This is a genomic window from Parasphingorhabdus cellanae (genome assembly GCF_017498565.1).
In the GTDB taxonomy this organism is placed as follows: domain Bacteria; phylum Pseudomonadota; class Alphaproteobacteria; order Sphingomonadales; family Sphingomonadaceae; genus Parasphingorhabdus; species Parasphingorhabdus cellanae.
Map to the genome: position 1 here is coordinate 342,172 of NZ_CP071794.1, position 19,853 is coordinate 362,024.

Sequence of the window (19,853 nt, forward strand, 5' to 3'; positions counted from 1 at the left end):
CATATGCCGGTAGACAGACTATATATTTATTTCAGCCGCCGCGCCAACTTATGTGCCGGGCCAAAGCCGATAAACGCTGCGCCAATAAAGGGCATTGCCACTACCCATAGCCGCACACCGGTAACGCCCAGCGGACTGGCAATACTAATCGCAGCAGTGGCAGCCAAGCCAGCGCAAACGAACAGTAAACCGACAATTAGCCGCCAATGCGGCAGATCCGCTCTGTCGCCCTGCCCGCCCGTGCCGGCTTGCTCATATTTTGCGAAGATCATGATCATCGGCAATAGAGCTGCTATGTAGAGCGCAAACCAGATCGGACGCGCCAACCACCATGCGCCGCTTCCAGGCGCGACTTCCAGACCAATTCCGCCCAGCAGCCAAGCAGCAACCATCACCAAAACGAAGGCGGTGAGGTGCCATAGATACGTGGTCATAATCATGCCATTCATCAGCACCACAACCGTCCAGATCTTCATGCTATCAAGCATCCGGCGAGCGGCAGGTTCCAAAGCCAAAGCAAAACCGGTCTGTGCAATTCCCAGAGCCAGTAAGGCAATGGTTGGCGGCATGCTATTGCTCACCTCTTCGCCTGGCACACCAATCATAGCGACCGGATAAGGACCGAAACCGACCAATAGTGCTAGCGCTGTGAGGCCAGCCATGCCCCAAAGAAGCGCCCGTTTGGTATTAGCGAAATAGCCTTCGCTCCATGCGTAACCAAGCTGGTGCACAGCCAGCCAGATGAAGGCAAAGTTCACAAAATTTACATAGGGTATGTTCAACGCAAAAGTTACCGCATCAATGGTTATCGCACCAGCAACCAAGCCCCAAAAGGAGACCATGCCGTATTTTTTCCAAGCGGCATGCGTGATCGGCACGACGGCACCAACCATCAGATAGACCGCGAGAAACCAGACCGGTATCAAGGCCAATTGCGTGGCAAGCTCGACAATCTTGCGGTCGACACCCATGGCTGTGCCAAACAAGGCAAAAGCCGTCCAAATCAGAAAGAGCGGCAAGACGGGATTGATCAAACGGCGCAAACGGCCCGTGAACCAACCGGCGTAGCTTCCTTCTTTTCGCTGGTTGGCCGACCATGACAAAGCATGAGAAAATCCGCCCACGAGGAAGAAGATCGGCATCACCTGAAAACCCCAAGTCAGCCATTGCGTCCACGGCAAGATACCAAGCAAATGGCCGCCTTGCACAACACCATTATCAATATAGGGGGCCGCAACCAACCAATGCCCGATAACAACAGCAAGAATGGAAAAGGCGCGTAGAAAATCGACATAGCGGTTACGCTCTGGCGGAGCTTTGCGGGCCATATCTTCCGCTCGGGACCAAAGAGTCGGTTTCGCCGCCGTTTCGCCGCGCTCAGCCATATACTGCCCTCACATCCCAAAGTTACAGCTATTTAGATATTCACTGCACGGCCCGATTCAAGGACAGCGCATCCTTAGGTTAAAAGCGTAATGCTAATAAAAAGCTATCCCAACAGATCATGGCGTTTCAGAGAATGGCGCAGTTGATCATAGGTCAATTTAAGCGCCTTGGCGGTCTGTCGCTGGTTGTAACGCGATTTAGCCAAGGCCGCCTCCAATATGCGCTTTTCATAGGCTTCAACGGCTTCTTTCATATTATCCACCGTCGCATAAGCCGGTTCAGCAGCAACGGCGGTCGCCGCTGGTTCCGCGTCGATACTTTCAGGTGCTTTTTCGGCATCACTGGATTGCGCTTGCCGTGAAGGTATGACTTTCGGCTTCCAGGGCGATTCAAACGGATCAAACACGATATGATCCACAGGCCGTGAATAATCGCTCCACTGGTAGACAGCACGTTCGATCACGTTGCGCAGCTCACGGACGTTGCCTGGCCATTGGTGGCGGGCCAGCGCCTCAGACGCCAGTTGGCCAAATCCCGGCCATTGCTCCCATTCCAATTCAGCGGCCATGCGCCGTCCGAAATAATCGGCCAGCACCGGGACATCACCCTCGCGATAGCGAAGCGGTGGCAGTGTTACGACCTCGAAAGACAAACGGTCTAGCAAGTCCGCCCGAAACGAGCCTTCCTCAGCCATTTGCGGCAAATCGGCGTTGGTTGCGGCCACAATCCGAACATCGACCCGCTGCGGTCTTGAAGATCCAATTCGGGTGATCTCACCATATTCTACGGCGCGCAGCAAACGTTCCTGAGCGGCGGACGATAAAGTACCTAATTCGTCGAGGAACAATGTACCACCATCGGCTTCCTCAAAACGTCCAACCCGGCTTTTCGTGGCCCCGGTAAAAGCCCCAGCTTCATGGCCGAATAACTCCGCCTCAATCAACGTTTCGGGCATAGCTGCACAGTTTAGGGTAACCAGGGGGCCGTCCCACCGCATACTCAAACGGTGAAGACGCTCTGCGATCAACTCTTTACCTGTGCCCCGCTCCCCGATAACAAGGACAGGACGGTCCAGCGCGGCCGCGCGGCTTGCCTTTTCGACTGCATCGAGAAAAGCCCCGGACTCCCCAATAAATTGATTTTCGCGTTCCATGCCTAATATATAGTGCAAATTCCCATTAAATAGCAATTAATACCATATTCATTTTGCTGTTTTTTTAAAATATTTATATTTTTCAGTAGTTTATAAAACTGGCACACCTCCTGCAATGTTAGTTCCGAACCCGCAAGGGACTTGAGATCGACGAAATGGAGGACAAAATGTCAGCAACTACGAAAACAGGCAAATTGGCAAATTTGAGCAGAACCGATGTTTCTGCGATCGTTTCTGTCTTGCTATTCAGTATGACGATTTTGATCAGCGCCGTGGGCCCTGCCGAAGCACAAGGCCCAACCGTCTCCGAAGATGGTACAATTTCCCCAACTGTCAGCTATAAGGCGTGACAGGCGAAATGGCCGGGACTCCTTCATTCCCCTTGCCGAAGTCAAGTCCCGGCCACCTTTCCAGATTGAAGATGTAGAATTTATTGAAAATGACGAATTTTATGAAGACGCTAATTTTTACAAAGACCAGCCTGAACGTTCGAACCATTCCAGGCACAACGCTAGCAACTACCGGAGTTTAACCATGGGTATTTTTTCAAGAACACGCGATATCATCGCTGCCAATGTCACAGACATGCTGGACAAGGCGGAAGATCCGTCAAAATTGATCCGCATGATCATCCTGGAAATGGAAGAAACCCTTGTCGAAGTCCGCGCTTCTGCGGCGCGCACGATCGCCGATCAAAAGGAAATGCGCCGGCATATTGATAAGCTGAACCAGTTGACCGAAGACTGGAATGAGAAAGCGCAGCTCGCGCTGTCAAAGGATCGTGAAGATCTGGCCAAGGCCGCGCTGATCGAAAAACGGAAGGCGTCCGACATGGCCGAACAGTTGACCGTGGAAATTCAGGTGCTTGATGACGCGCTACGGGCTTCGGAAGGTGATATCGCCAAGCTGCAGAAGAAATTGCAGGAAGCGCGGTCGCGCCAGAGCAGCTTGGTCAATCGCCTCGAAAGTGCGGAGAACCGCTACAAAATTCGCGAAATGTACAATGGCGAGAAGGTCCATGATGCATTTTCAAAATTTGAATATCTGGAGCGTCAGGTGGACCAGGCTGAAGGCCGGGCCGATGCCCTCACCATGGGCGGCGAGCCGGATACGTTAGAAAATCAGATTGCTGCTCTGGAAAGCAGTGACAAGGTTGATGATGAACTGGAAGCCATGAAGGCGGCCCTGAATAAATCAAGCCAGAAAGGTGACAAATAATGGAAAATATACTCGTACCGATATTTGTTGTCGGCATGCTGTTCATCGGCTTGCCGTGGATAATCTTCCACTATGTAACAAAGTGGAAAACCGCAGCGACCATCACCAATGAAGATGAACAATTGCTAGACGAATTGCACAGCATGGCTCGCCGGCTTGACGACCGCATGGAGACGATTGAGCGGATCATGGCAGCTGACAATCCCGATTGGCGCCAATCTGCGCTACCCAATGCCAGCAATGATCCCAAACCAACACTCGAAAATTTTGACAATCTTCTGAAAAAAGAAAGGCGCTAATCATGGCTTCGACACGCACCAAATTTTATCTCGATAAGCAGCGCGCGAAGTGGAGCGGAGTATGTGCCGGGATAGCAGATTACACCGGAATAAACGTGATCTGGGTTCGCATCGCTGCGGTTATAGCGACAGTTACTTTCGCATTTCCCTGGACGTTAATCGCCTATTGGGTCGCCGCGAAATCAGCTGATGCCAAACCGCTCGAACTCTATGGCGATCCAGAGGAGCTAAAATTCTGGCAAGGCGTCCGTCAATCACCGCGCCGCACGGCACGTGATGTGAAATCACGGTTTCGCGAGATAGACCGCCGCCTGGCCGACATGGAATTATATTACACAAGCAACAACAGCGCGCTCTCGAACGAGATTGAGCAACTACGCTAAGAAACACTGGAATTAGGGAGAAATGGTATGAATTGGGGTGGACCCGGATTTGTCATCGCTATCATCGCAGTTTGCTATGTTGGTTGGATCATCAACAATTGGGTTAGGGCCAAACATGGCTATCCGCTGGAGAATGAATGGGGCGGAACGACTGACAAAGGCGACCCGAACGCCGAGCGCAAGATCGAGTTGCTCTCTACCGAAAATGAAGAATTAGTCGGTAAGATTGATCGACTGCAGGAACGTCTGGCCGTTTTGGAACGGATTGCAACCGATCCTGCCAAACGGACAGCGGATGAAATAGAAGCTCTAAGGGAGAAGGGATGATGGACGCCATTTTAGCGAACCCCTCAATTTTGTGGCCTCTTGGATTTGCCTGCACAGCCATAACAATAGGCTGGGTGGCAACGACTTGGATGCGGATAAAAAATGGTTATCCACTTGAAAACCAGTGGGGCAAAGCGGTTTACCCGAAAACCGATGCGGAAGCAGTAGAACGGGTAAAGTTGCTAACCAACGAAAACGCAGAATTGCGCGCCGAAATCGGTTCGATGAAAGACCGGTTGGCCAATGTTGAGCGAATTGTCACCGATGACAGCCACCGACTGACCAACGAAATCGAAGCCTTGCGCTCGACGAAGAACTGAGGAGATTATTGTGGTAGAATATTTGGCTCTCATGATCCCCTTTGCTGGCATTGGCGTGGGCGTATTCGCAATCTGGACCAGTCATCAGCAAAAGATGCTGAAGATGCAGTCCGAGATTTCCGCGGAAAAAGCAGCCCAATATGCCGTCAATAATGAACAGTTGGAACAGCGCGTCCGTGTGCTCGAACGGATTGTAACCGACAAAGGATTCGATCTAGCGGGTCAGATTGAAGATCTTCGCGATACGCCTGAAGTGAAGGAGTTGAACTGATGGATTGGTTAGCTTTGCTCATCCCCCTGGCTCCTTTCGGTCTTGGCGGCCTTTGGATCTGGACACGACATCAAAGCAAGATGGTGGATAAACAGAAAGAACTCATGCTGCTCGGTAAAAATACACCCGAAAGCGACGATGGCAGGCGCATGCAAGAAGACATGAAATATCTGAAAGAGCGCGTCGCGACATTGGAAAAAATCGTAACAGATGAGCGCGGCGCACGTGAATTGGAAAGTGAAATAGCAAAGCTCAGAGATAGCTGAGCAAAAAAGAAATTGGAGGGAATATACTAAATGAATCCGTTTGAAATGGTTGTCGCCATCATCATCGTAATCACGGTCGGAAAAGTAGTTAGTACTCGTATTCAGGCCAAAAATGGCATCGCATCAGACGAAGATGGGAATCCGGTCACCATGGTTGACCCTGACGCTGGACGACTGCGCGAAGAGGTAAAATATCTCAAGGAACGCGTTGCTGTCCTGGAAAAGATCGCCACTGATGATCGCGGCGCTCGCGAACTTGAAAATGAAATAGAGAAATTGCGGAACCAATAGGACGGCTCCTCAAAAAAGCAGGAAGAGAAGAAGGATAGCATCATGCCAGAACCCAGTTTGTACCTGATGACTGCTGCATTTACCCTGATCGGATTGACGGCGGTTTCCCTTATCGCCTTGCGTGGATGGCGCGACTGGATTGCGCTCAAGACCAAGGAATTGGAACAACAGCGTGAAGAAAACCCGCCTAGCGCGACATCGCGGATTGAAGTTGCGGACCTTAAAGAACGCATCCGCAAGTTGGAGGCCATTGCCGCCGGAGTGGAGCTTTAATTAGTCAGTCCTAAAAAGGGATGACGCGAATCCCCTGCCCTGCTAGCGGGCGGGGATGAGCAAATTTGACGATCTTGTAGAAGAATATGGATATCTCGAAGCTGATGACCGATACCGGCTTCTGATCGATTTGGGCAAGGAGTTGGAACCAATGCCCGATGCCCTTAAAACCGATGCAACATTGGTTCGCGGTTGTTCTGCCTCGGTTTGGGTTTATCCTACAAAACAGGATGATGGCCGGCTGCATTTTCTGGCAGACAGTAACGCCGCCATCACCAAGGGTATCATCGCACTGGTGCTCGAAACCGTTCAGGATCAAGCGATTGATGCTGTGCTTAAAACAGATATTGCGGAAAAACTGGCTCCGTTTGATTTGAAAAACCAGCTCAGTTCTAATCGCACCCAAGGTATCCCGAACATGATTGCACTGATCAATGAAACGGCGGAACGATATAAATCATGATTTGGACTGCATTGCTCCTAATGGCGGGACCAGGTGCTTCAGATGTTCAAGTGGACGAACCCGATTATGAGCATGATTGTTCGGCGCAACCCGTTCGGAATTTTGAGCTTCGGCTTGTCGCTTCAGATATCAAATATGCCGGGATAGGCTTTGGTTCATATTCGAACGAACCAGTACTAAATATAGAATTTTCTGAGACCGGCTATGACAAATTTGCCGCCGTTCAGAAAGGACGCATTGGGAAGAAATTTGCCCTTTGCTTCGAAGATAAGCTGTTGAGTACGCCCGTATTGAATGAGTATATATACGGGCGAACAGCTCAAGTTTCTGGCGCATATACGAGCGAAGAGCTCACCGAATTACAAAGCCGGATGAACAAAAATACCGAGGTATCTGAGAAACCTTAAACCGGCTTCCAGACCCGCCGCTCCTCAGCAATTTTCAGCACGTCAAAAGCCGCCTGCGCTGCCTGAAACTTTTTCGCCGCCTCTTCATCGCCCGGATTAACGTCAGGATGATATTCCTTAGCCATAGCGCGCCAGGCTTTTTTCACCGCTTCGAAATCAACATCGGGCGTCAGGTCAAATATCTCCAGCGCTGTCATCTCGTCACGAGACCGACTGCCATCGCCAGATCCCATCCAGCTATAATGCTTCGCTTCTTGATAAGCATTGGCATCACGCTGCTCGTCGGCTTCGCGTTTTTTGCGTTCCTCTTTGTCCAGTCCCTCAAAATAGTCCCAACCCCGGTTATATTCAGCCGCATGGGTTTGGCAGAAATACCATTTTTCGGGACTGTTGGGTGATTTTGGTGCTGGGCAATTGCCAGCCTCGTTACAGCCGTGACGGTCGCACAGTTTGACCTTCTCTGCTTCACGCGAGCTTTCATAGCTGCCCCAGCGGGGAAAGCCCCAGTTATCGGATCGTTTTGCTTTTGGCATATCACTCTCTAACAAAGGCCCTGCGCCAGTTCCAGCCATAATTAAATACCAGAGGGTCTGTAAGCCGGGTTCTGTCCATCCTTTTGCAAGGAATAGCCAGTCATTCATCTCGGCGATGCATTGCTGCACCGCTCTAGCAACCAACCCGGGCTGCAGGCCGAAAGTGCCATATGCCGCCCCTATTTGGTTTTGCTCCAGGTGGGGTTTACCATGCCGGGGCTGTTACCAGACCCGCGGTGCGCTCTTACCGCACCCTTTCAATGTCACGGGGTCGAAACCGTCGCGACCTGCTTTCTGTTGCACTGTCCCTGAACAAGCGATCTCTCCCCTGCCCGCCGGACGTTATCCGGCACCTTTCAATCGTGGAGCCCGGACTTTCCTCGAAAATATTTGCATATCCTCGCGACTGGCCGACCCTCTGGTGCGCTCTATTTAGTGATTCCACGCTCTCTGTCGAGCATTAAAGACAATAACAGCGTGCGGCACTCGCCATCGATCACGCCATCGATATTTTTCGGACGAAAGCGCCGTTGAAAAGCGACAACGGCGTCTTTTTCGGTCGTAATATCATAACCGAAACGTTCCAGAGCCAACATGAAGCCACTATCCGTCCAAGGCGGCTCGCCCCGGTTCAATGACGGCTTTTTCAGTGCAATACCGTGCCTGGCCAGCCTGTCCCAATCGAACAGCTCACCCGGATCCTGCTTTCGCGCAGGCGCCAAATCACTATGGCCGATCACGTTCGACGGCACGATATCATGGCGTTTGACAATATCATGCGCAAGCCGCGTGACTGCATCCATTTGTTCCTCGGGAAACGACACATAGCCCCATTCATGGCCCGGGTTGACGATTTCAATGCCGATGCTGGCGCTGTTCACGTCTTCAATACCGCGCCAATAGCCGCGTCCAGCGTGCCAGGCGCGTTTCTCTTCTTTCACCATGTTGACGACCTGGCCATCCTCGGTCACGACATAATGAGCAGACACTTTCGCATCAGGATTAGCGAGCCAATTGATTGCGGACGCCGCGTCTTTCATACCAGTATAGTGCATGACCAATATACTGATCGGCAGCTTGCGCTCGTCAAAATTGGGAGACGGCGTCCAGATCATGTCCATGGTCAATGACCTCCCTCAATCACGCGTTTCAGGCGACTATTGCGCCTAACAGCAATTCTGTATCGGACGATGGAGAAACCCGCAAATCGCCGCCATTCTCACAGGATAATTCACGTGACATCCATGCCGCAGCCGTGCGGGCGGTTAGTTCCGACTGTGGCAACGTGCCTTCAAGAGCGGCTCTTATGCCATCATCCAGAGCGATTTTCGGACCTTCGGCGCGAACGACCACTTCGATACCGCTATCGCCCTGTTCCGCGCCTACATCTAGTTTCCCGCCACGTACGAGCGCCTCCCGGGCAATCAACGCAAGGTTGAGCAATATCTTGATCGCTTTTTTGGGCAATGTTTCGCTTTGCACCGCCCAACCCAATGTGATCTTTCCCTGATCACCGACCAGGCTTTCGACCAATTGTTTGGCTTCTGCAGGATCGACTTCATCGGCAAACCCGCCGGCAGCGCCAAAGGCCAAGCGGAAATATTTCAGTTTATCCGCAGATGCTCGGGCGCTATCGGCCAGCAAATCCAGACAGCGATCCCGCATTTCCGGATCTGTTTCATCTTCCAGCAATTCCAAACCATTGTTGATCGCACCGACTGGACTGAGCAGATCATGGCACAATTTGGAACAAAGCAAAGCAGCGAGGTCGACACCGGATTCAGACATGGGAATGGGCCCTTAACTTGTGAAAACTCAATTGTCCGCTGTTTGGCCGTTTGTGCTGTGGCAATCAAGAGTGATTGGATTAAAGCGGCCATATATTTCACCCTTTTGAACCGCTCGCCATGCCGCAGCTTGCTGACCATCGATAATAAGCCATATCCGGCCATCCGACGCCGCCATGACGGCATCTGTTTTTGAAGGCGATACGCTGCCGGATGGATGGGAATGAAAATAGCCGATTATAGTCGGTCCACCGTCCCGCATCGCCCGTTCGGCAGCGATTAGGTCAGAGGGATTGATTTCAAAATGATGTAGCGGGTTTTCGGCTACGTTTTTCGTCGTCTTAAAGCTGGAGACCGTCCCGTTATCGCCAAATAGCAACCCACAGGCCTCCTCTGGAGCCATTTGACAGGCGAGTTGCTGCAAATCCTTCATTATCGCGCTTGATATGACCAGTTTCATAGCCCACATCTAGGCGATGACAGCGGGGCAATCCATAAAATCCGGCATCGTGCCTGAAACCGAGAAGAAACAGCGGCTTGATGCGGCTTTGGCGGGTTTTCTCGACGACCTATCCCGGGAACGGATCAAAAATCTGATCACAAGCGGCAATTTGCTGATTGATGGAGCCACTTGCACTGACCCCGCATCCAAAAAATGTGCAGGCAAAACATTCGCACTGACGGTTCCCGCACCGATTGAAGGCCCTGCTCAACCACAGGACATCCCTCTGGATGTAGTTTTTGAGGATGATCACTTGATTGTCGTCAATAAGCCCGCTGGATTGGTTGTTCATCCTGCTGCCGGGCACCCCGATGGAACACTGGTCAATGCCCTGCTCCACCATTGTAAAGGGCAGTTATCTGGCATCGGCGGTGTCACACGGCCCGGCATTGTTCACCGGATAGATAAGGATACTTCCGGATTGATGGTGGCGGCCAAAACGAACAAAGCGCATCAGGGTTTGACGGCACTATTCGCCGCCCATGATATCGAGCGCCGTTATCTGGCGATCTGCAACGGCCGTCCGAATCCGCATTCGGCAACAATCGAAGGCAATATTGGGCGCAGCAACGCGGATCGCAAGAAAATGGCAGTGGTTGGTGATGATAAAGGAAAGGCAGCCATTACCCATTATACAACCAAAGAACCGCTAAATGGCGCCACTTTGGTCGAATGTACGCTGGAAACAGGACGCACGCATCAGGTGCGGGTCCATATGTCCCATATAGGGTATAGTCTTATCGGTGATCCGCTTTATGGTGCTCGTCGAAAATCATTGCTTTCCGGCAGAAAAGATATTCGATTTTGCCGTCAGGCGCTACATGCTGCTATTCTTGGATTTGTTCACCCCATAACGGGAGAAAAATTGTTATTTAACTGTAACTTTCCACCCGATATGCAGGAACTATTCAGTAAGTTGCGTGTATAGATATTAGATACTATATGGAATGAGACCAACGGGTGCTTGATGAGGCCCGGCGGCAAACCAGAGAAGGAACTAAAATGGCTAATGGAAGCAATGTTCCGGCAAAAATCCCTGCTTTAGGGGGGGATGCAAGCCTGAATCGATACCTATCGGAAGTCCGTAAATTTCCGTTATTGAAACCCGAACAAGAATATATGCTGGCGAAACGCTATTCTGAACATAAGGATCAGGAAGCAGCAGCTCAGCTAGTAACGTCCCATCTGCGTCTCGTGGCCAAAATTGCCATGGGCTTTCGCGGCTATGGCCTGCCCGTCTCGGACCTGATTTCCGAGGGTAATGTCGGCCTGATGCAGGGCGTGAAGAAATTTGAGCCCGATAGAGGTTTCCGCCTGGCAACCTATGCCATGTGGTGGATTCGCGCGTCGATACAGGAATATGTGTTGCGCAGCTGGAGCCTCGTCAAAATGGGCACAACCGCCGCACAGAAAAAGCTTTTCTTCAACCTGCGCCGGATGAAAAACAATCTCGAAGCGTTTGAAGATGGTGATTTGTCACCTGAAGATGTGAACAAGATTTCAACCGATCTTGGCGTGGCTGAACATGAAGTGGTCAACATGAACCGCCGCATGTCCATGGGCGGCGATGCGTCGCTGAACGTGCCTTTGTCGGAAGACGGTGATGGCGGCCAGTGGCAAGATACATTGGAAGATGATGGACCACTGCATGACCAGCAAATTGCTGACGCACAGGAAGCCGATTTCCGTCACGAGATGCTGACAGAAGCAATGGAATCGCTCAACGAACGCGAACAGCATATTCTTGCTGAACGGCGCTTGTCGGAAGATCCCAAAACGCTGGAAGATCTGAGCAAGGTCTACGAGGTCAGCCGCGAGCGGATTCGCCAAATCGAAGTCCGCGCGTTCGAGAAGCTGCAAAAAGCGATGCTCCGCATTGCCGGAGAAAAGCAACTGCTTACAGCGGGTTGATCCCTTAACTTCTCAGTTGATCTAAAGAATATAACGCCCCGGAAACAGCATTTGTTTTCGGGGCGCTTTTTGTTTAACCCATGCATATGGCCACTAAAAAACGCAGCTTTCCTGTCCGACTCATCAAGCTGCTTTTTCGGCTCATTTTCTACTTTTTGCTGATTACACTGCTCTGGGTCGGGCTCTACGCGTTCGTTCCGCCGCCGGTAACAGCAACTATGCTGATGGATGAGAACGGTATTACAAAGGACTGGACGTCGTTCAGCAATATTTCTCCCAATCTCACGCGAGCGGTCATTGCTGCAGAAGACGGCAAGTTTTGCAGCCATGACGGTTTCGACCGTGAAGCTATTAAGCAGGCTATTGAACGGAATCGGCAAGGCGGTCGCATCCGCGGCGGCTCCACAATATCGCAACAAACCGCCAAAAATGTCTTCCTCTGGCAAGGCGGCGGCTATTTCCGCAAAGGGTTAGAAGCCTATTTCACGTTCCTGATCGAAAAAATCTGGGGCAAGAAGCGGATCATGGAAGTCTATCTCAATGTCGCGGAGACCGGCATCGGAACCTATGGTGCGCAGGCTGGCGCCCAGCGTTATTTCAAAAAAGACGCTTCCGAACTGACGAAGATCGAAGCAGCGCGTATTGCTGCCGCCCTGCCCTTGCCGAAGAAACGCGCTGTAAACGGCGCTGGTGGGTTTACGCGACGTTATGGCAATACGATTGCGGCACGGATTAATGTTGTGGATAATGAGGGACTGGATGATTGCGTTTATAGCTGAAGCAATATTAAATAACGGACCCCGGCCACATTGCCGTAGGAGTATCGATCATGGCTCGCCGTATCGAGATAGATACAACACTTGTTAATAAGCTTATTGCTCAACAATTCCCGAAATGGTCAAACTTGACTTTAACACAAGTAATTCCAGGTGGTTGGGATCATCGCACTTTTCGCTTGGGAGAAACCCTGTCCGTTCGTTTGCCCAGCGCGGAATGTTATGCGGCTCAGATCGAAAAGGAATATTACTGGCTTCCAATTCTTGAAGATCAAATGCCAGTCAGCATAGCGTCGCCAATCGCGCTCGGTGTTCCAACATCAGATTTTCCATGGCCTTGGTCAATTTTCCAATGGATTGAAGGTAATGCTGCCACAATACAAGAAATCTCAATCACGAAGGACTTCCCAGACACGCTTGCATCATTCTTAATCGTGCTGCACAAATGCCCAATTACCGACGCTCCGAAACCAGACAGTCACAATTTTTTCCGTGGAGCACATCTCTCTTACTATTCAAAGCAAATTGAGAGAGTCATTGATTCACTTGGTAAACAGATCGACCAAGCTGCGGTTCGTGATCTATGGAGCACGGCCATCGCTTCGCAATGGGAGCAAGAACCAGTCTGGATTCATGGTGACGTTGCACCCGGAAATTTGCTGCTCAAATCCGGTAAGCTGACAGCAGTTATTGACTTTGGCTGTTGCGCTATTGGTGACCCATCTTGTGATCTGACTATTGCATGGACCGGCCTCAACAAGCACAGTCGGCGGATTTTTCGCGATGCGATTCCACTTGATGAGCAGACATGGGAACGAGCGCGCGGTTGGGCGATATGGAAGGCATTGCTGGTATTAAACGGAAACGCTCAGAACAAAGCTGGAGAGAATTCAGCCGAAGATGTTCTTCGCTTAGTATTGGCTGAGCATCAGGACTGTAGATCTTAGATCATTTAAGCCGCGTCTTCTTTCTTCGCCTTGCTGCTCTTTGCAATAACCTTGACCGGGTCTTTGGTTCCGGCGACGACATCCTTGTCGATGACGATTTCGTCAACGCCTTCCAGATCAGGAAGGTCGAACATCGTATCGAGCAAGATATTCTCGACGATCGACCGCAAACCACGCGCACCCGTTTTCCTCTCAATCGCTTTGTTACCAATGGCGATCAGGGCGTCTTCGGTAAATGTCAGGGCGACATCTTCCAGTTCAAACAATTTTGCATATTGTTTAACCAAAGCGTTTTTGGGTTCCTGCAAAATCTGAACCAATGCGTCGATATCGAGGTCTTCCAGTGTCGCGATAACTGGCAAACGCCCGACAAACTCAGGGATCAAACCGAATTTCAGCAAATCTTCCGGTTCGCCCTGCTGAAGGGTCTTACCGATTCTGCGTTCTTCAGGAGCAGAGACATGGGCACCAAAGCCAATGGATTTTGCTTCGAGGCGATCACCAATGATCTTTTCAAGGCCAGCAAATGCGCCACCACAGATGAACAGGATGTTGGTCGTATCCACCTGCAGGAATTCCTGCTGTGGGTGTTTACGGCCGCCTTGTGGTGGAACGCTAGCAGTTGTGCCCTCCATAAGCTTCAGCAAGGCTTGCTGAACGCCTTCACCCGATACATCGCGGGTAATGGATGGATTTTCCGCCTTACGGCTGATTTTGTCGATTTCATCGATATAAACGATGCCGCGCTGTGCTTTCTCGACATTATAATCAGACGATTGCAGCAGCTTGAGGATGATATTTTCGACATCTTCGCCGACATAACCAGCTTCGGTCAATGTAGTCGCGTCAGCCATTGTAAACGGTACGTCGAAGGTTTTCGCCAAAGTTTGCGCCAGAAGCGTCTTACCGCAACCGGTAGGACCGACGAGTAAGATGTTGGACTTTGCTAGCTCTATATCGCCTGACTTCGCGGCATGATTGAGGCGTTTATAGTGATTGTGCACTGCGACCGAAAGCACCCGCTTTGCCCGGTCCTGCCCAATAACATAGTCGTTTAGTACATCACAGATTTCTTGAGGCGACGGAACTTCGCCATCCTTCTTGCCGGTAATGGCGCCTTTGGTCTCTTCACGAATAATGTCGTTGCAAAGCTCAACACATTCATCGCAAATGAAAACGGTAGGTCCAGCAATCAGCTTGCGGACTTCATGTTGGGATTTTCCGCAGAAGGAGCAGTAAAGTGTGCTCTTCGAATCAGATCCCGTCAATTTCGTCATAAAAAGTCCTTAAAACCAGGCTAGAAATTGCAATCTAACCCTCAAAATACAAAATGCTACCGCTTTTTTTATCACTGATTGCGATGAATGATAAGCCTATCAAAAACGGCTTAATTTTCATTTAGGGCCGCGATAACTCCTTATTTATCATCTTCGGCAGGCTTTGGCCGTTTATCATATACTTCGTCGACAAGACCAAAGGCTTTGGCTTCGTCCGCCTCCAGAAACGTATCGCGATCCATTGCCTTTTCGATCTCTTTGATCGGCTTACCGGTATATTTGGCATAAAGCTCATTCATACGGCTGCGTATACGCAGAATTTCCTTCGCCTGGATTTCAATATCAGATGCCATGCCCTGTGCACCGCCAGAAGGTTGGTGTATCATTATCCGCGCATTGGTCGTGGCCATCCGCATGCCGGGCTCTCCCGAAGCGAGCAAGAAGCTACCCATAGATGCTGCCTGGCCAACGCAAACTGTGCCAACACGTGGCCGGATATATTGCATCGTGTCATGAATCGCCATGCCAGCAGTAACAACACCGCCGGGAGAGTTGATGTAAAGGTAAATATCTTTCTTCGGATTTTCCGACTCGAGAAACAGCAACTGGGCGGTGATGATAGAGGCCATACCGTCCTCTACCTGCCCAGTTACGAAGACGATGCGCTCCCGCAGCAGTCGTGAGAAAATGTCAAAGCTACGTTCTCCGCGGTTGGATTGCTCAATAACGACGGGAACAAGGGCGTCGACGATCGGATCATGCATGGTAATTTAGCGCCTTCTGTGAAAAGTCAGTATTAGGAAAATGGGGATATCGTCTAACGGAGTCCCCATCCGTTGAGCCCTACATCGGTGTATCTTCCGCAATGTTCAAGTCGGTTAAGGATTTTTTCCAGACCATATTGAAAATTTGATGCCGTTGCGCATCAGTTAACCCACAGCTATGAACATGAGCAATTGAGAAAACACAGTTTTACAGGAGAGATTAATGCCTTCTTTTTCACCATCCATCCCCCAATTCCATGCCGAAGACGAAAATGGCGCCCCCGACCCGATGGCCTTCATGATGAAACGGATGCTGGAAACGCGGACGGTGATGATTTTCGGTGGTGTTGATCAGAAACTGGCCGAGCGCGTTTCCGCTCAGATGCTCTATCTGGATCATGTCAGCGACGAACCCATTCGCCTGCTGATCAATTCGCCCGGCGGGCATGTGGAATCCGGTGATACGATCCATGACCTCATCGAATATATCAGCGCGCCAGTTGCTGTGGTCGGAACCGGCTGGGTGGCCAGCATAGCGACCCATATTTTTCTCGGGGTCCCTGCAAAACAGCGTTTTTGTCTGCCCAATACCCGTTTTCTTATTCATCAACCCTCTGGCGGAGCCGGCGGTAAAGCATCCGATATTGCGATCCAAGCCGAGGAAATCGTCAAAATGCGAGAACGAATCGCTCAGAAAATCGCCGCGGCGACGGGGCAAAAAATTGCCCGCGTTCGAGAAGATATTGACCGCGACTATTGGATGTCGACGGAAGAGGCCAAAGAATATGGCATTCTGGGAACTATCATCAAAAAGGCAGGCGACGTCAGCTTTTGACGCCGGGTGAATTTCACTAGCCGGAGCATGTCACGCATGTCCGGCTAGTTCATAAATTCTAGATTATTTCTTTGCTGCTGGCTTTTTGGCTGCAGGCTTCTTCGCAGCCGGTTTTTTTGCCGGAGCCTTTTTCGCTGCCGTTGCTTTAGCGGGCGCTTTGGCTGCTGCTTTCTTTGCAGGAGCGGCTTTAGCGGCGGGCTTCTTGGCCACCGGCTTTTTCGCTGCAGGCTTTTTGGCAGCTGGTTTCTTAGCAGCGGCCTTCTTCGCCGGAGCCTTTTTCTTGGCTGGCTTGGCTTCTGCTTCGTCTTCCGCTTCAATCGCAGCTTCGAGCTGCTCGCGTGTTACCTTCTTGTCGGTAATTTCCGCTTTTTCGAACAGGAAGTCGACGACCTTGTCCTCGTACATCGGTGCACGAAGCTGAGCAGCGGCCATCTGGTCCTGCTGGATATATTCTACAAACCGTTGACGATCTTCTTCCCGATATTGCTGGGCAGCCTGCTGGATCAGCATGGACATTTCCTGCTGACTGACTTCCACACCATTGGCTTGGCCAATTTCTGACAGGAGCAGGCCAAGGCGGACACGGCGGACGGCGATCTCGCGATACTCGTCCTTCTCGTCTTCCATTTCCTTTTTAGCCGCTTCGGGATCTTCTTCCTGAGCTGCTTCTTGTTCCAGCTGCTGCCAGATTTGGTTGAACTCGGCTTCCACCATCGTCGGCGGCACCTCGAAATCATGCGATGCGGCTAATTGATCGAGCAATTTGCGCTTCATGTGCGTGCGGGTCAGACCGTTAAGTTCTTGCTCAATCTGGCCTTTTAGCAATTCCGTAAGCTGCTCAAGGCCTTCGAGGCCCATGGCTTTTGCCATTTCATCGTCAGCTTTAGACGCTTTGGCCGTCTGAACTTCGCCAATAACGACATCAAAAGTCGCGTCTTTGCCCTTCAGGGTGTCGACATTATAGTCTTCCGGGAAAGTCACTTTGACCAAAACTTCATCATTGGCTTTTTTGCCAACCAACTGGTCTTCAAAACCCGGGATCAGGCGGCCAGAGCCAAGCTCAATCGCCATGCCCTCGCCTTTGCCGCCATCAAATGGCACGCCGTCGACTTTGCCTTCAAAGTCGATCAGGCACTGGTCGCCGATTTTCGCTTTGTGGCTTTTCGGTGCGGTCTCAAACTGCTTCTGGCTTTCTGCAAATTTGTCGAGCGATTCCTGAACCGTTTTCTCATCTGCTTCGACCTGCAGACGCTCCAACTTGATACCATCAACAGACGGCGTTGGAACTTCCGGCAAAATCTCCAGCTCAACTTTTACTTCAGCATCTTTGCCAGCTTCATACCCGTCAGCCAGCGTAACGCTTGGCTGCATAGCCGGGCGCAATTTGTTATCTGCAATCGTTTTCTCGACGCTTTCCTGAACGGTGCTGCTCAACGCATCCTGCATCAAGGCATCATTATGCATCTTGCGCACCAAATTCGCTGGAACCTTGCCTTTGCGGAAACCGGGCATGTTGACCTGTGGAGCCAGTTTCTTGACCTCGTTATCCACGTGTGTTTCGATGTCCTTCGCGGAGATTTTGATGTCATAGGCCCGTTTCAGACCTTCGTTCAGCGTTTCAACAATCTGCATGATTACCCTTTAATGCCTTCATTATTTCTATTTCGACCTGTTTTCGGTGTTTTGGTGCGGGCGAAGGGACTCGAACCCCCACACCCGAAGATACCAGAACCTAAATCTGGCGCGTCTACCAATTCCGCCACGCCCGCACGAGTTACACCGTCAAATCACTATCGAATTTTGATTGACGCGTGCGCCTAGCGGAAAGGTGCCCAAAGGGCAAGCCCGCTTTGCGCGACCGCGCCGCTAATTTACCCCGCCGGACCGAGCGTCTTTTTCAAAAGCTCATTCACAACCTGTGGATTGGCTTTTCCCTGCATCGCTTTCATGGTTTGGCCGACGAAGAACCCAAAGAGTTTGTCCTTACCGCCGCGATATTCGGTGACCTTGTCTTCATTTGCAGCCATGACGTCAGCGATGACTTTCTCGATCGCACCGGTGTCGGATTCCTGCTTCAGGCCCTTTTCTTCCACAATTTTGGCAGCGCCATCACCGGTTTCGAGCATGATCTCGAAAACTTGCTTAGCGATTTTGCCGGAAATCGTGCCGTCCGCGATCAGCCCCAGAAGCTCTGCCGCCTGTTGCGGCGATACAGGGCTTTGCTCAATCGACAGACCCATTTTGTTGAGGGCACCAAAAAGCTCGGACGTCAGCCAATTGGCCGCTGAACTGGCAATTTTCTCGGGCTCGTCGGTCGTGTCCAGCAATTCTTCGAACCAGAGCGCCGTTTCATGCTCTGCTGTCAGAACGGCGGCATTATAGGCGCTCAGGCCCAGAACATTTTTGTACCGCGCCCGCTTTTCGTCCGGGAGTTCCGGCAAGCTGGCCTTGCAGTCGAAGATAAAGTCATCCTCTAGCTCCAAAGGCAGCAAATCCGGATCGGGAAAATAGCGATAATCATGCGCATCCTCTTTGGAGCGCATCGAGCGGGTTTCGTTCCGGTCTGGATCAAATAGCCGGGTTTCCTGCACAATGTCGCCACCGCTCTCCAGCACATCGACCTGACGCTGGGCTTCATATTCAATCACTTGCTGGATGAAGCGCAGAGAATTGACGTTCTTGGTCTCCGTGCGAATACCAAGTTTTCCGCCCGGTTTGCGGACAGAAACATTGACGTCGGCGCGCATGGAACCCTGCTCCATATTGCCATCACAGCTACCCACATAGCGCAGAATTGATCTGAGCTTACGGACATAAGCCGCCGCTTCCTTGGGCGATGTCATATCCGGCATCGATACGATTTCCATCAAGGCGACGCCGCAGCGGTTGAGATCGACATAGCTCATTGTCGGATGCTGATCATGCATCAGCTTGCCCGCATCCTGTTCAATGTGAATGCGTTCCACCCCTACGGTCTTGCCATGGGCATCAGGATCTTTTTCATCGAGAGAAATCTCGACTTTCCCCTCCCCCACTATTGGATGATAAAGCTGGGAAATCTGATAGCCTTGCGGCAAATCGGCGTAGAAATAGTTTTTCCGGTCGAAACGCGAATATTTGTTGATTTGCGCATTGATGGCAAGACCGGTGCGCACGGCTTGGCGTACGCATTCCTTGTTCAAAACAGGCAGCATGCCGGGCATTGCAGCGTCGACGAGGCTTACCTGCGTGTTCGGTTCTGCACCAAATTCAGTGGATGCGCCGGAAAAGAGCTTTGCATTGGAGGTGATCTGCGCATGGACTTCAAGGCCGATCACGACCTCCCATTCGCCCGTTGCGCCTTGGATTCTGTAGGTTGATTCAGTCATACTCATTCTTCCGTCATCCCAGCGAAAGCTGGGATCTCGTTAATCCAGGTGTCTCCTATCGGGAGATCCCAGCTTTCGCTGGGATGACGATGGGGA

General features: G+C 51.2%; 27 protein-coding genes, 1 tRNA gene and 1 other RNA gene. 17 read left to right on the forward strand and 12 right to left on the reverse strand.

What is annotated here, in order from left to right; all coding sequences use genetic code 11:
* Positions 1-26: 26 nt before the first annotated feature.
* Together J4G78_RS01645 and pspF are read right to left on the reverse strand one after the other, a co-directional pair.
* On the reverse strand, positions 27-1,385 hold the full coding sequence (locus tag J4G78_RS01645; protein ID WP_207988158.1) for an acyltransferase family protein: 1,359 nt from the start codon (positions 1,383-1,385) through the stop codon (positions 27-29).
* A 104-nt stretch (positions 1,386-1,489) separates the two neighbouring features.
* Entirely contained in the window at positions 1,490-2,539 is a 1,050-nt protein-coding gene (pspF, locus tag J4G78_RS01650; protein WP_207988159.1) for a phage shock protein operon transcriptional activator, read from the reverse strand.
* A 167-nt stretch (positions 2,540-2,706) separates the two neighbouring features.
* Here pspF and J4G78_RS01655 point away from each other — a divergent pair, with 167 nt between their 5' ends.
* The 12 genes from J4G78_RS01655 (at position 2,707) to J4G78_RS01710 (ending at position 7,057) form a co-directional block, all read left to right on the forward strand.
* A complete protein-coding gene (locus J4G78_RS01655; RefSeq protein ID WP_207988160.1) occupies positions 2,707-2,889 on the forward strand; it encodes a hypothetical protein in 183 nt (60 codons plus the stop codon).
* Between the two features lie 184 nt (positions 2,890-3,073).
* Positions 3,074-3,757 (forward strand): phage shock protein PspA, encoded by a 684-nt coding sequence (gene pspA / locus J4G78_RS01660; RefSeq protein WP_207988161.1) that lies wholly within the window; start codon positions 3,074-3,076, stop codon positions 3,755-3,757.
* Complete coding sequence (pspB, locus tag J4G78_RS01665; protein WP_207988162.1) at positions 3,757-4,056, forward strand: envelope stress response membrane protein PspB; 300 nt, start codon at positions 3,757-3,759, stop codon at positions 4,054-4,056. The genes pspA and pspB overlap by 1 nt, the downstream gene beginning before the upstream one ends.
* A gap of 2 nt (positions 4,057-4,058) precedes the next feature.
* Entirely contained in the window at positions 4,059-4,439 is a 381-nt protein-coding gene (pspC, locus tag J4G78_RS01670; RefSeq protein ID WP_207988163.1) for an envelope stress response membrane protein PspC, read from the forward strand.
* Between the two features lie 27 nt (positions 4,440-4,466).
* Positions 4,467-4,766 carry a hypothetical protein gene (locus tag J4G78_RS01675; protein WP_207988164.1) on the forward strand — a complete coding sequence of 100 codons (300 nt, stop codon included), beginning with the start codon at positions 4,467-4,469 and terminating at the stop codon, positions 4,764-4,766.
* On the forward strand, positions 4,766-5,086 hold the full coding sequence (locus J4G78_RS01680; protein WP_207990323.1) for a hypothetical protein: 321 nt from the start codon (positions 4,766-4,768) through the stop codon (positions 5,084-5,086). The genes J4G78_RS01675 and J4G78_RS01680 overlap by 1 nt, the downstream gene beginning before the upstream one ends.
* A 10-nt stretch (positions 5,087-5,096) precedes the next feature.
* Entirely contained in the window at positions 5,097-5,357 is a 261-nt protein-coding gene (locus tag J4G78_RS01685; RefSeq protein ID WP_243457181.1) for a hypothetical protein, read from the forward strand.
* Entirely contained in the window at positions 5,357-5,623 is a 267-nt protein-coding gene (locus J4G78_RS01690) for a hypothetical protein (protein ID WP_207988165.1), read from the forward strand. The genes J4G78_RS01685 and J4G78_RS01690 overlap by 1 nt, the downstream gene beginning before the upstream one ends.
* Positions 5,624-5,653: 30 nt before the next feature.
* A complete protein-coding gene (locus J4G78_RS01695; protein ID WP_207988166.1) occupies positions 5,654-5,914 on the forward strand; it encodes a hypothetical protein in 261 nt (86 codons plus the stop codon).
* Positions 5,915-5,956: 42 nt separating this feature from the next.
* A complete protein-coding gene (locus J4G78_RS01700; protein WP_207988167.1) occupies positions 5,957-6,187 on the forward strand; it encodes a hypothetical protein in 231 nt (76 codons plus the stop codon).
* A 55-nt stretch (positions 6,188-6,242) separates the two neighbouring features.
* On the forward strand, positions 6,243-6,650 hold the full coding sequence (locus J4G78_RS01705; RefSeq protein ID WP_207988168.1) for a SufE family protein: 408 nt from the start codon (positions 6,243-6,245) through the stop codon (positions 6,648-6,650).
* Entirely contained in the window at positions 6,647-7,057 is a 411-nt protein-coding gene (locus tag J4G78_RS01710; RefSeq protein WP_207988169.1) for a SecDF P1 head subdomain-containing protein, read from the forward strand. Before J4G78_RS01705 ends, J4G78_RS01710 begins: the two co-directional genes overlap by 4 nt.
* Here the strand turns inward: J4G78_RS01710 and J4G78_RS01715 are convergent.
* From J4G78_RS01715 to J4G78_RS01735, 5 genes are all read right to left on the reverse strand, one after another.
* On the reverse strand, positions 7,054-7,590 hold the full coding sequence (locus tag J4G78_RS01715; protein WP_207988170.1) for a J domain-containing protein: 537 nt from the start codon (positions 7,588-7,590) through the stop codon (positions 7,054-7,056). The two genes, J4G78_RS01710 and J4G78_RS01715, sit on opposite strands and share 4 nt — an antisense overlap.
* A 44-nt stretch (positions 7,591-7,634) precedes the next feature.
* Positions 7,635-8,012, reverse strand: an RNA gene (rnpB, locus tag J4G78_RS01720) — RNase P RNA component class A.
* A gap of 6 nt (positions 8,013-8,018) precedes the next feature.
* On the reverse strand, positions 8,019-8,711 hold the full coding sequence (locus J4G78_RS01725; protein ID WP_510621980.1) for an N-acetylmuramoyl-L-alanine amidase: 693 nt from the start codon (positions 8,709-8,711) through the stop codon (positions 8,019-8,021).
* Between the two features lie 28 nt (positions 8,712-8,739).
* Positions 8,740-9,378 carry a histidine phosphotransferase family protein gene (locus J4G78_RS01730; protein WP_207988171.1) on the reverse strand — a complete coding sequence of 213 codons (639 nt, stop codon included), beginning with the start codon at positions 9,376-9,378 and terminating at the stop codon, positions 8,740-8,742.
* Positions 9,379-9,405: 27 nt separating this feature from the next.
* The gene (locus J4G78_RS01735) at positions 9,406-9,837 is read right to left on the reverse strand and encodes a M67 family metallopeptidase (RefSeq protein WP_243457182.1); all 432 of its coding nucleotides are present in this window, start codon (positions 9,835-9,837) and stop codon (positions 9,406-9,408) included.
* A gap of 16 nt (positions 9,838-9,853) precedes the next feature.
* On the opposite strand from J4G78_RS01735, the gene J4G78_RS01740 reads away from it, so the two are divergent.
* From J4G78_RS01740 to J4G78_RS01755, 4 genes are all read left to right on the forward strand, one after another.
* Positions 9,854-10,807, forward strand: coding sequence for an RluA family pseudouridine synthase (locus tag J4G78_RS01740; RefSeq protein WP_207988172.1), 954 nt, complete (start codon positions 9,854-9,856; stop codon positions 10,805-10,807).
* A gap of 74 nt (positions 10,808-10,881) precedes the next feature.
* On the forward strand, positions 10,882-11,790 hold the full coding sequence (rpoH, locus tag J4G78_RS01745; RefSeq protein ID WP_207988173.1) for an RNA polymerase sigma factor RpoH: 909 nt from the start codon (positions 10,882-10,884) through the stop codon (positions 11,788-11,790).
* A gap of 86 nt (positions 11,791-11,876) precedes the next feature.
* A complete protein-coding gene (gene mtgA, locus J4G78_RS01750) occupies positions 11,877-12,569 on the forward strand; it encodes a monofunctional biosynthetic peptidoglycan transglycosylase (RefSeq protein ID WP_207988174.1) in 693 nt (230 codons plus the stop codon).
* A 50-nt stretch (positions 12,570-12,619) separates the two neighbouring features.
* On the forward strand, positions 12,620-13,513 hold the full coding sequence (locus J4G78_RS01755; RefSeq protein ID WP_207988175.1) for an aminoglycoside phosphotransferase family protein: 894 nt from the start codon (positions 12,620-12,622) through the stop codon (positions 13,511-13,513).
* Positions 13,514-13,518: 5 nt separating this feature from the next.
* On the opposite strand, the gene clpX is transcribed toward J4G78_RS01755, so the two are convergent.
* Both clpX and J4G78_RS01765 read right to left on the reverse strand, forming a co-directional pair.
* Positions 13,519-14,790 (reverse strand): ATP-dependent Clp protease ATP-binding subunit ClpX, encoded by a 1,272-nt coding sequence (gene clpX / locus J4G78_RS01760; protein WP_207988176.1) that lies wholly within the window; start codon positions 14,788-14,790, stop codon positions 13,519-13,521.
* A gap of 140 nt (positions 14,791-14,930) precedes the next feature.
* Positions 14,931-15,554, reverse strand: a complete 624-nt coding sequence (locus J4G78_RS01765) for an ATP-dependent Clp protease proteolytic subunit (protein WP_207988177.1) — start codon at positions 15,552-15,554, stop codon at positions 14,931-14,933.
* Between the two features lie 223 nt (positions 15,555-15,777).
* On the opposite strand from J4G78_RS01765, the gene J4G78_RS01770 reads away from it, so the two are divergent.
* On the forward strand, positions 15,778-16,389 hold the full coding sequence (locus J4G78_RS01770) for an ATP-dependent Clp protease proteolytic subunit (RefSeq protein ID WP_207988178.1): 612 nt from the start codon (positions 15,778-15,780) through the stop codon (positions 16,387-16,389).
* A gap of 63 nt (positions 16,390-16,452) precedes the next feature.
* Here the strand turns inward: J4G78_RS01770 and tig are convergent, their stop codons facing one another.
* From tig to gatB, 3 genes are all read right to left on the reverse strand, one after another.
* On the reverse strand, positions 16,453-18,021 hold the full coding sequence (gene tig, locus J4G78_RS01775; protein ID WP_207988179.1) for a trigger factor: 1,569 nt from the start codon (positions 18,019-18,021) through the stop codon (positions 16,453-16,455).
* 52 nt (positions 18,022-18,073) lie between these two features.
* Positions 18,074-18,158: transfer RNA gene (locus J4G78_RS01780), tRNA-Leu, on the reverse strand.
* A gap of 102 nt (positions 18,159-18,260) precedes the next feature.
* Positions 18,261-19,757 carry an Asp-tRNA(Asn)/Glu-tRNA(Gln) amidotransferase subunit GatB gene (gene gatB / locus J4G78_RS01785; protein WP_207988180.1) on the reverse strand — a complete coding sequence of 499 codons (1,497 nt, stop codon included), beginning with the start codon at positions 19,755-19,757 and terminating at the stop codon, positions 18,261-18,263.
* Between the last annotated feature and the right edge of the window lie 96 nt (positions 19,758-19,853).

Bases quoted from the DNA above. Each gene is read 5' to 3' on its own strand.
- J4G78_RS01645 (WP_207988158.1), bottom strand. From the start codon at position 1,385: ATGGCTGAGCGCGGCGAAACGGCGGCGAAACCGACTCTTTGGTCCCGA.
- J4G78_RS01755 (WP_207988175.1), top strand. From the start codon at position 12,620: ATGGCTCGCCGTATCGAGATAGATACAACACTTGTTAATAAGCTTATT.
- pspB (WP_207988162.1), top strand. From the start codon at position 3,757: ATGGAAAATATACTCGTACCGATATTTGTTGTCGGCATGCTGTTCATC.
- gatB (WP_207988180.1), bottom strand. From the start codon at position 19,757: ATGACTGAATCAACCTACAGAATCCAAGGCGCAACGGGCGAATGGGAG.
- mtgA (WP_207988174.1), top strand. From the start codon at position 11,877: ATGGCCACTAAAAAACGCAGCTTTCCTGTCCGACTCATCAAGCTGCTT.
- J4G78_RS01695 (WP_207988166.1), top strand. From the start codon at position 5,654: ATGAATCCGTTTGAAATGGTTGTCGCCATCATCATCGTAATCACGGTC.
- J4G78_RS01770 (WP_207988178.1), top strand. From the start codon at position 15,778: ATGCCTTCTTTTTCACCATCCATCCCCCAATTCCATGCCGAAGACGAA.
- J4G78_RS01725 (WP_510621980.1), bottom strand. From the start codon at position 8,711: ATGGACATGATCTGGACGCCGTCTCCCAATTTTGACGAGCGCAAGCTG.
- tig (WP_207988179.1), bottom strand. From the start codon at position 18,021: ATGCAGATTGTTGAAACGCTGAACGAAGGTCTGAAACGGGCCTATGAC.
- J4G78_RS01740 (WP_207988172.1), top strand. From the start codon at position 9,854: ATGACAGCGGGGCAATCCATAAAATCCGGCATCGTGCCTGAAACCGAG.
- clpX (WP_207988176.1), bottom strand. From the start codon at position 14,790: ATGACGAAATTGACGGGATCTGATTCGAAGAGCACACTTTACTGCTCC.
- J4G78_RS01765 (WP_207988177.1), bottom strand. From the start codon at position 15,554: ATGCATGATCCGATCGTCGACGCCCTTGTTCCCGTCGTTATTGAGCAA.
- J4G78_RS01730 (WP_207988171.1), bottom strand. From the start codon at position 9,378: ATGTCTGAATCCGGTGTCGACCTCGCTGCTTTGCTTTGTTCCAAATTG.
- J4G78_RS01680 (WP_207990323.1), top strand. From the start codon at position 4,766: ATGGACGCCATTTTAGCGAACCCCTCAATTTTGTGGCCTCTTGGATTT.
- J4G78_RS01700 (WP_207988167.1), top strand. From the start codon at position 5,957: ATGCCAGAACCCAGTTTGTACCTGATGACTGCTGCATTTACCCTGATC.
- J4G78_RS01715 (WP_207988170.1), bottom strand. From the start codon at position 7,590: ATGCCAAAAGCAAAACGATCCGATAACTGGGGCTTTCCCCGCTGGGGC.
- J4G78_RS01735 (WP_243457182.1), bottom strand. From the start codon at position 9,837: ATGAAACTGGTCATATCAAGCGCGATAATGAAGGATTTGCAGCAACTC.
- pspF (WP_207988159.1), bottom strand. From the start codon at position 2,539: ATGGAACGCGAAAATCAATTTATTGGGGAGTCCGGGGCTTTTCTCGAT.
- pspA (WP_207988161.1), top strand. From the start codon at position 3,074: ATGGGTATTTTTTCAAGAACACGCGATATCATCGCTGCCAATGTCACA.
- rpoH (WP_207988173.1), top strand. From the start codon at position 10,882: ATGGCTAATGGAAGCAATGTTCCGGCAAAAATCCCTGCTTTAGGGGGG.
- pspC (WP_207988163.1), top strand. From the start codon at position 4,059: ATGGCTTCGACACGCACCAAATTTTATCTCGATAAGCAGCGCGCGAAG.
- J4G78_RS01690 (WP_207988165.1), top strand. From the start codon at position 5,357: ATGGATTGGTTAGCTTTGCTCATCCCCCTGGCTCCTTTCGGTCTTGGC.
- J4G78_RS01675 (WP_207988164.1), top strand. From the start codon at position 4,467: ATGAATTGGGGTGGACCCGGATTTGTCATCGCTATCATCGCAGTTTGC.
- J4G78_RS01710 (WP_207988169.1), top strand. From the start codon at position 6,647: ATGATTTGGACTGCATTGCTCCTAATGGCGGGACCAGGTGCTTCAGAT.
- J4G78_RS01655 (WP_207988160.1), top strand. From the start codon at position 2,707: ATGTCAGCAACTACGAAAACAGGCAAATTGGCAAATTTGAGCAGAACC.
- J4G78_RS01705 (WP_207988168.1), top strand. From the start codon at position 6,243: ATGAGCAAATTTGACGATCTTGTAGAAGAATATGGATATCTCGAAGCT.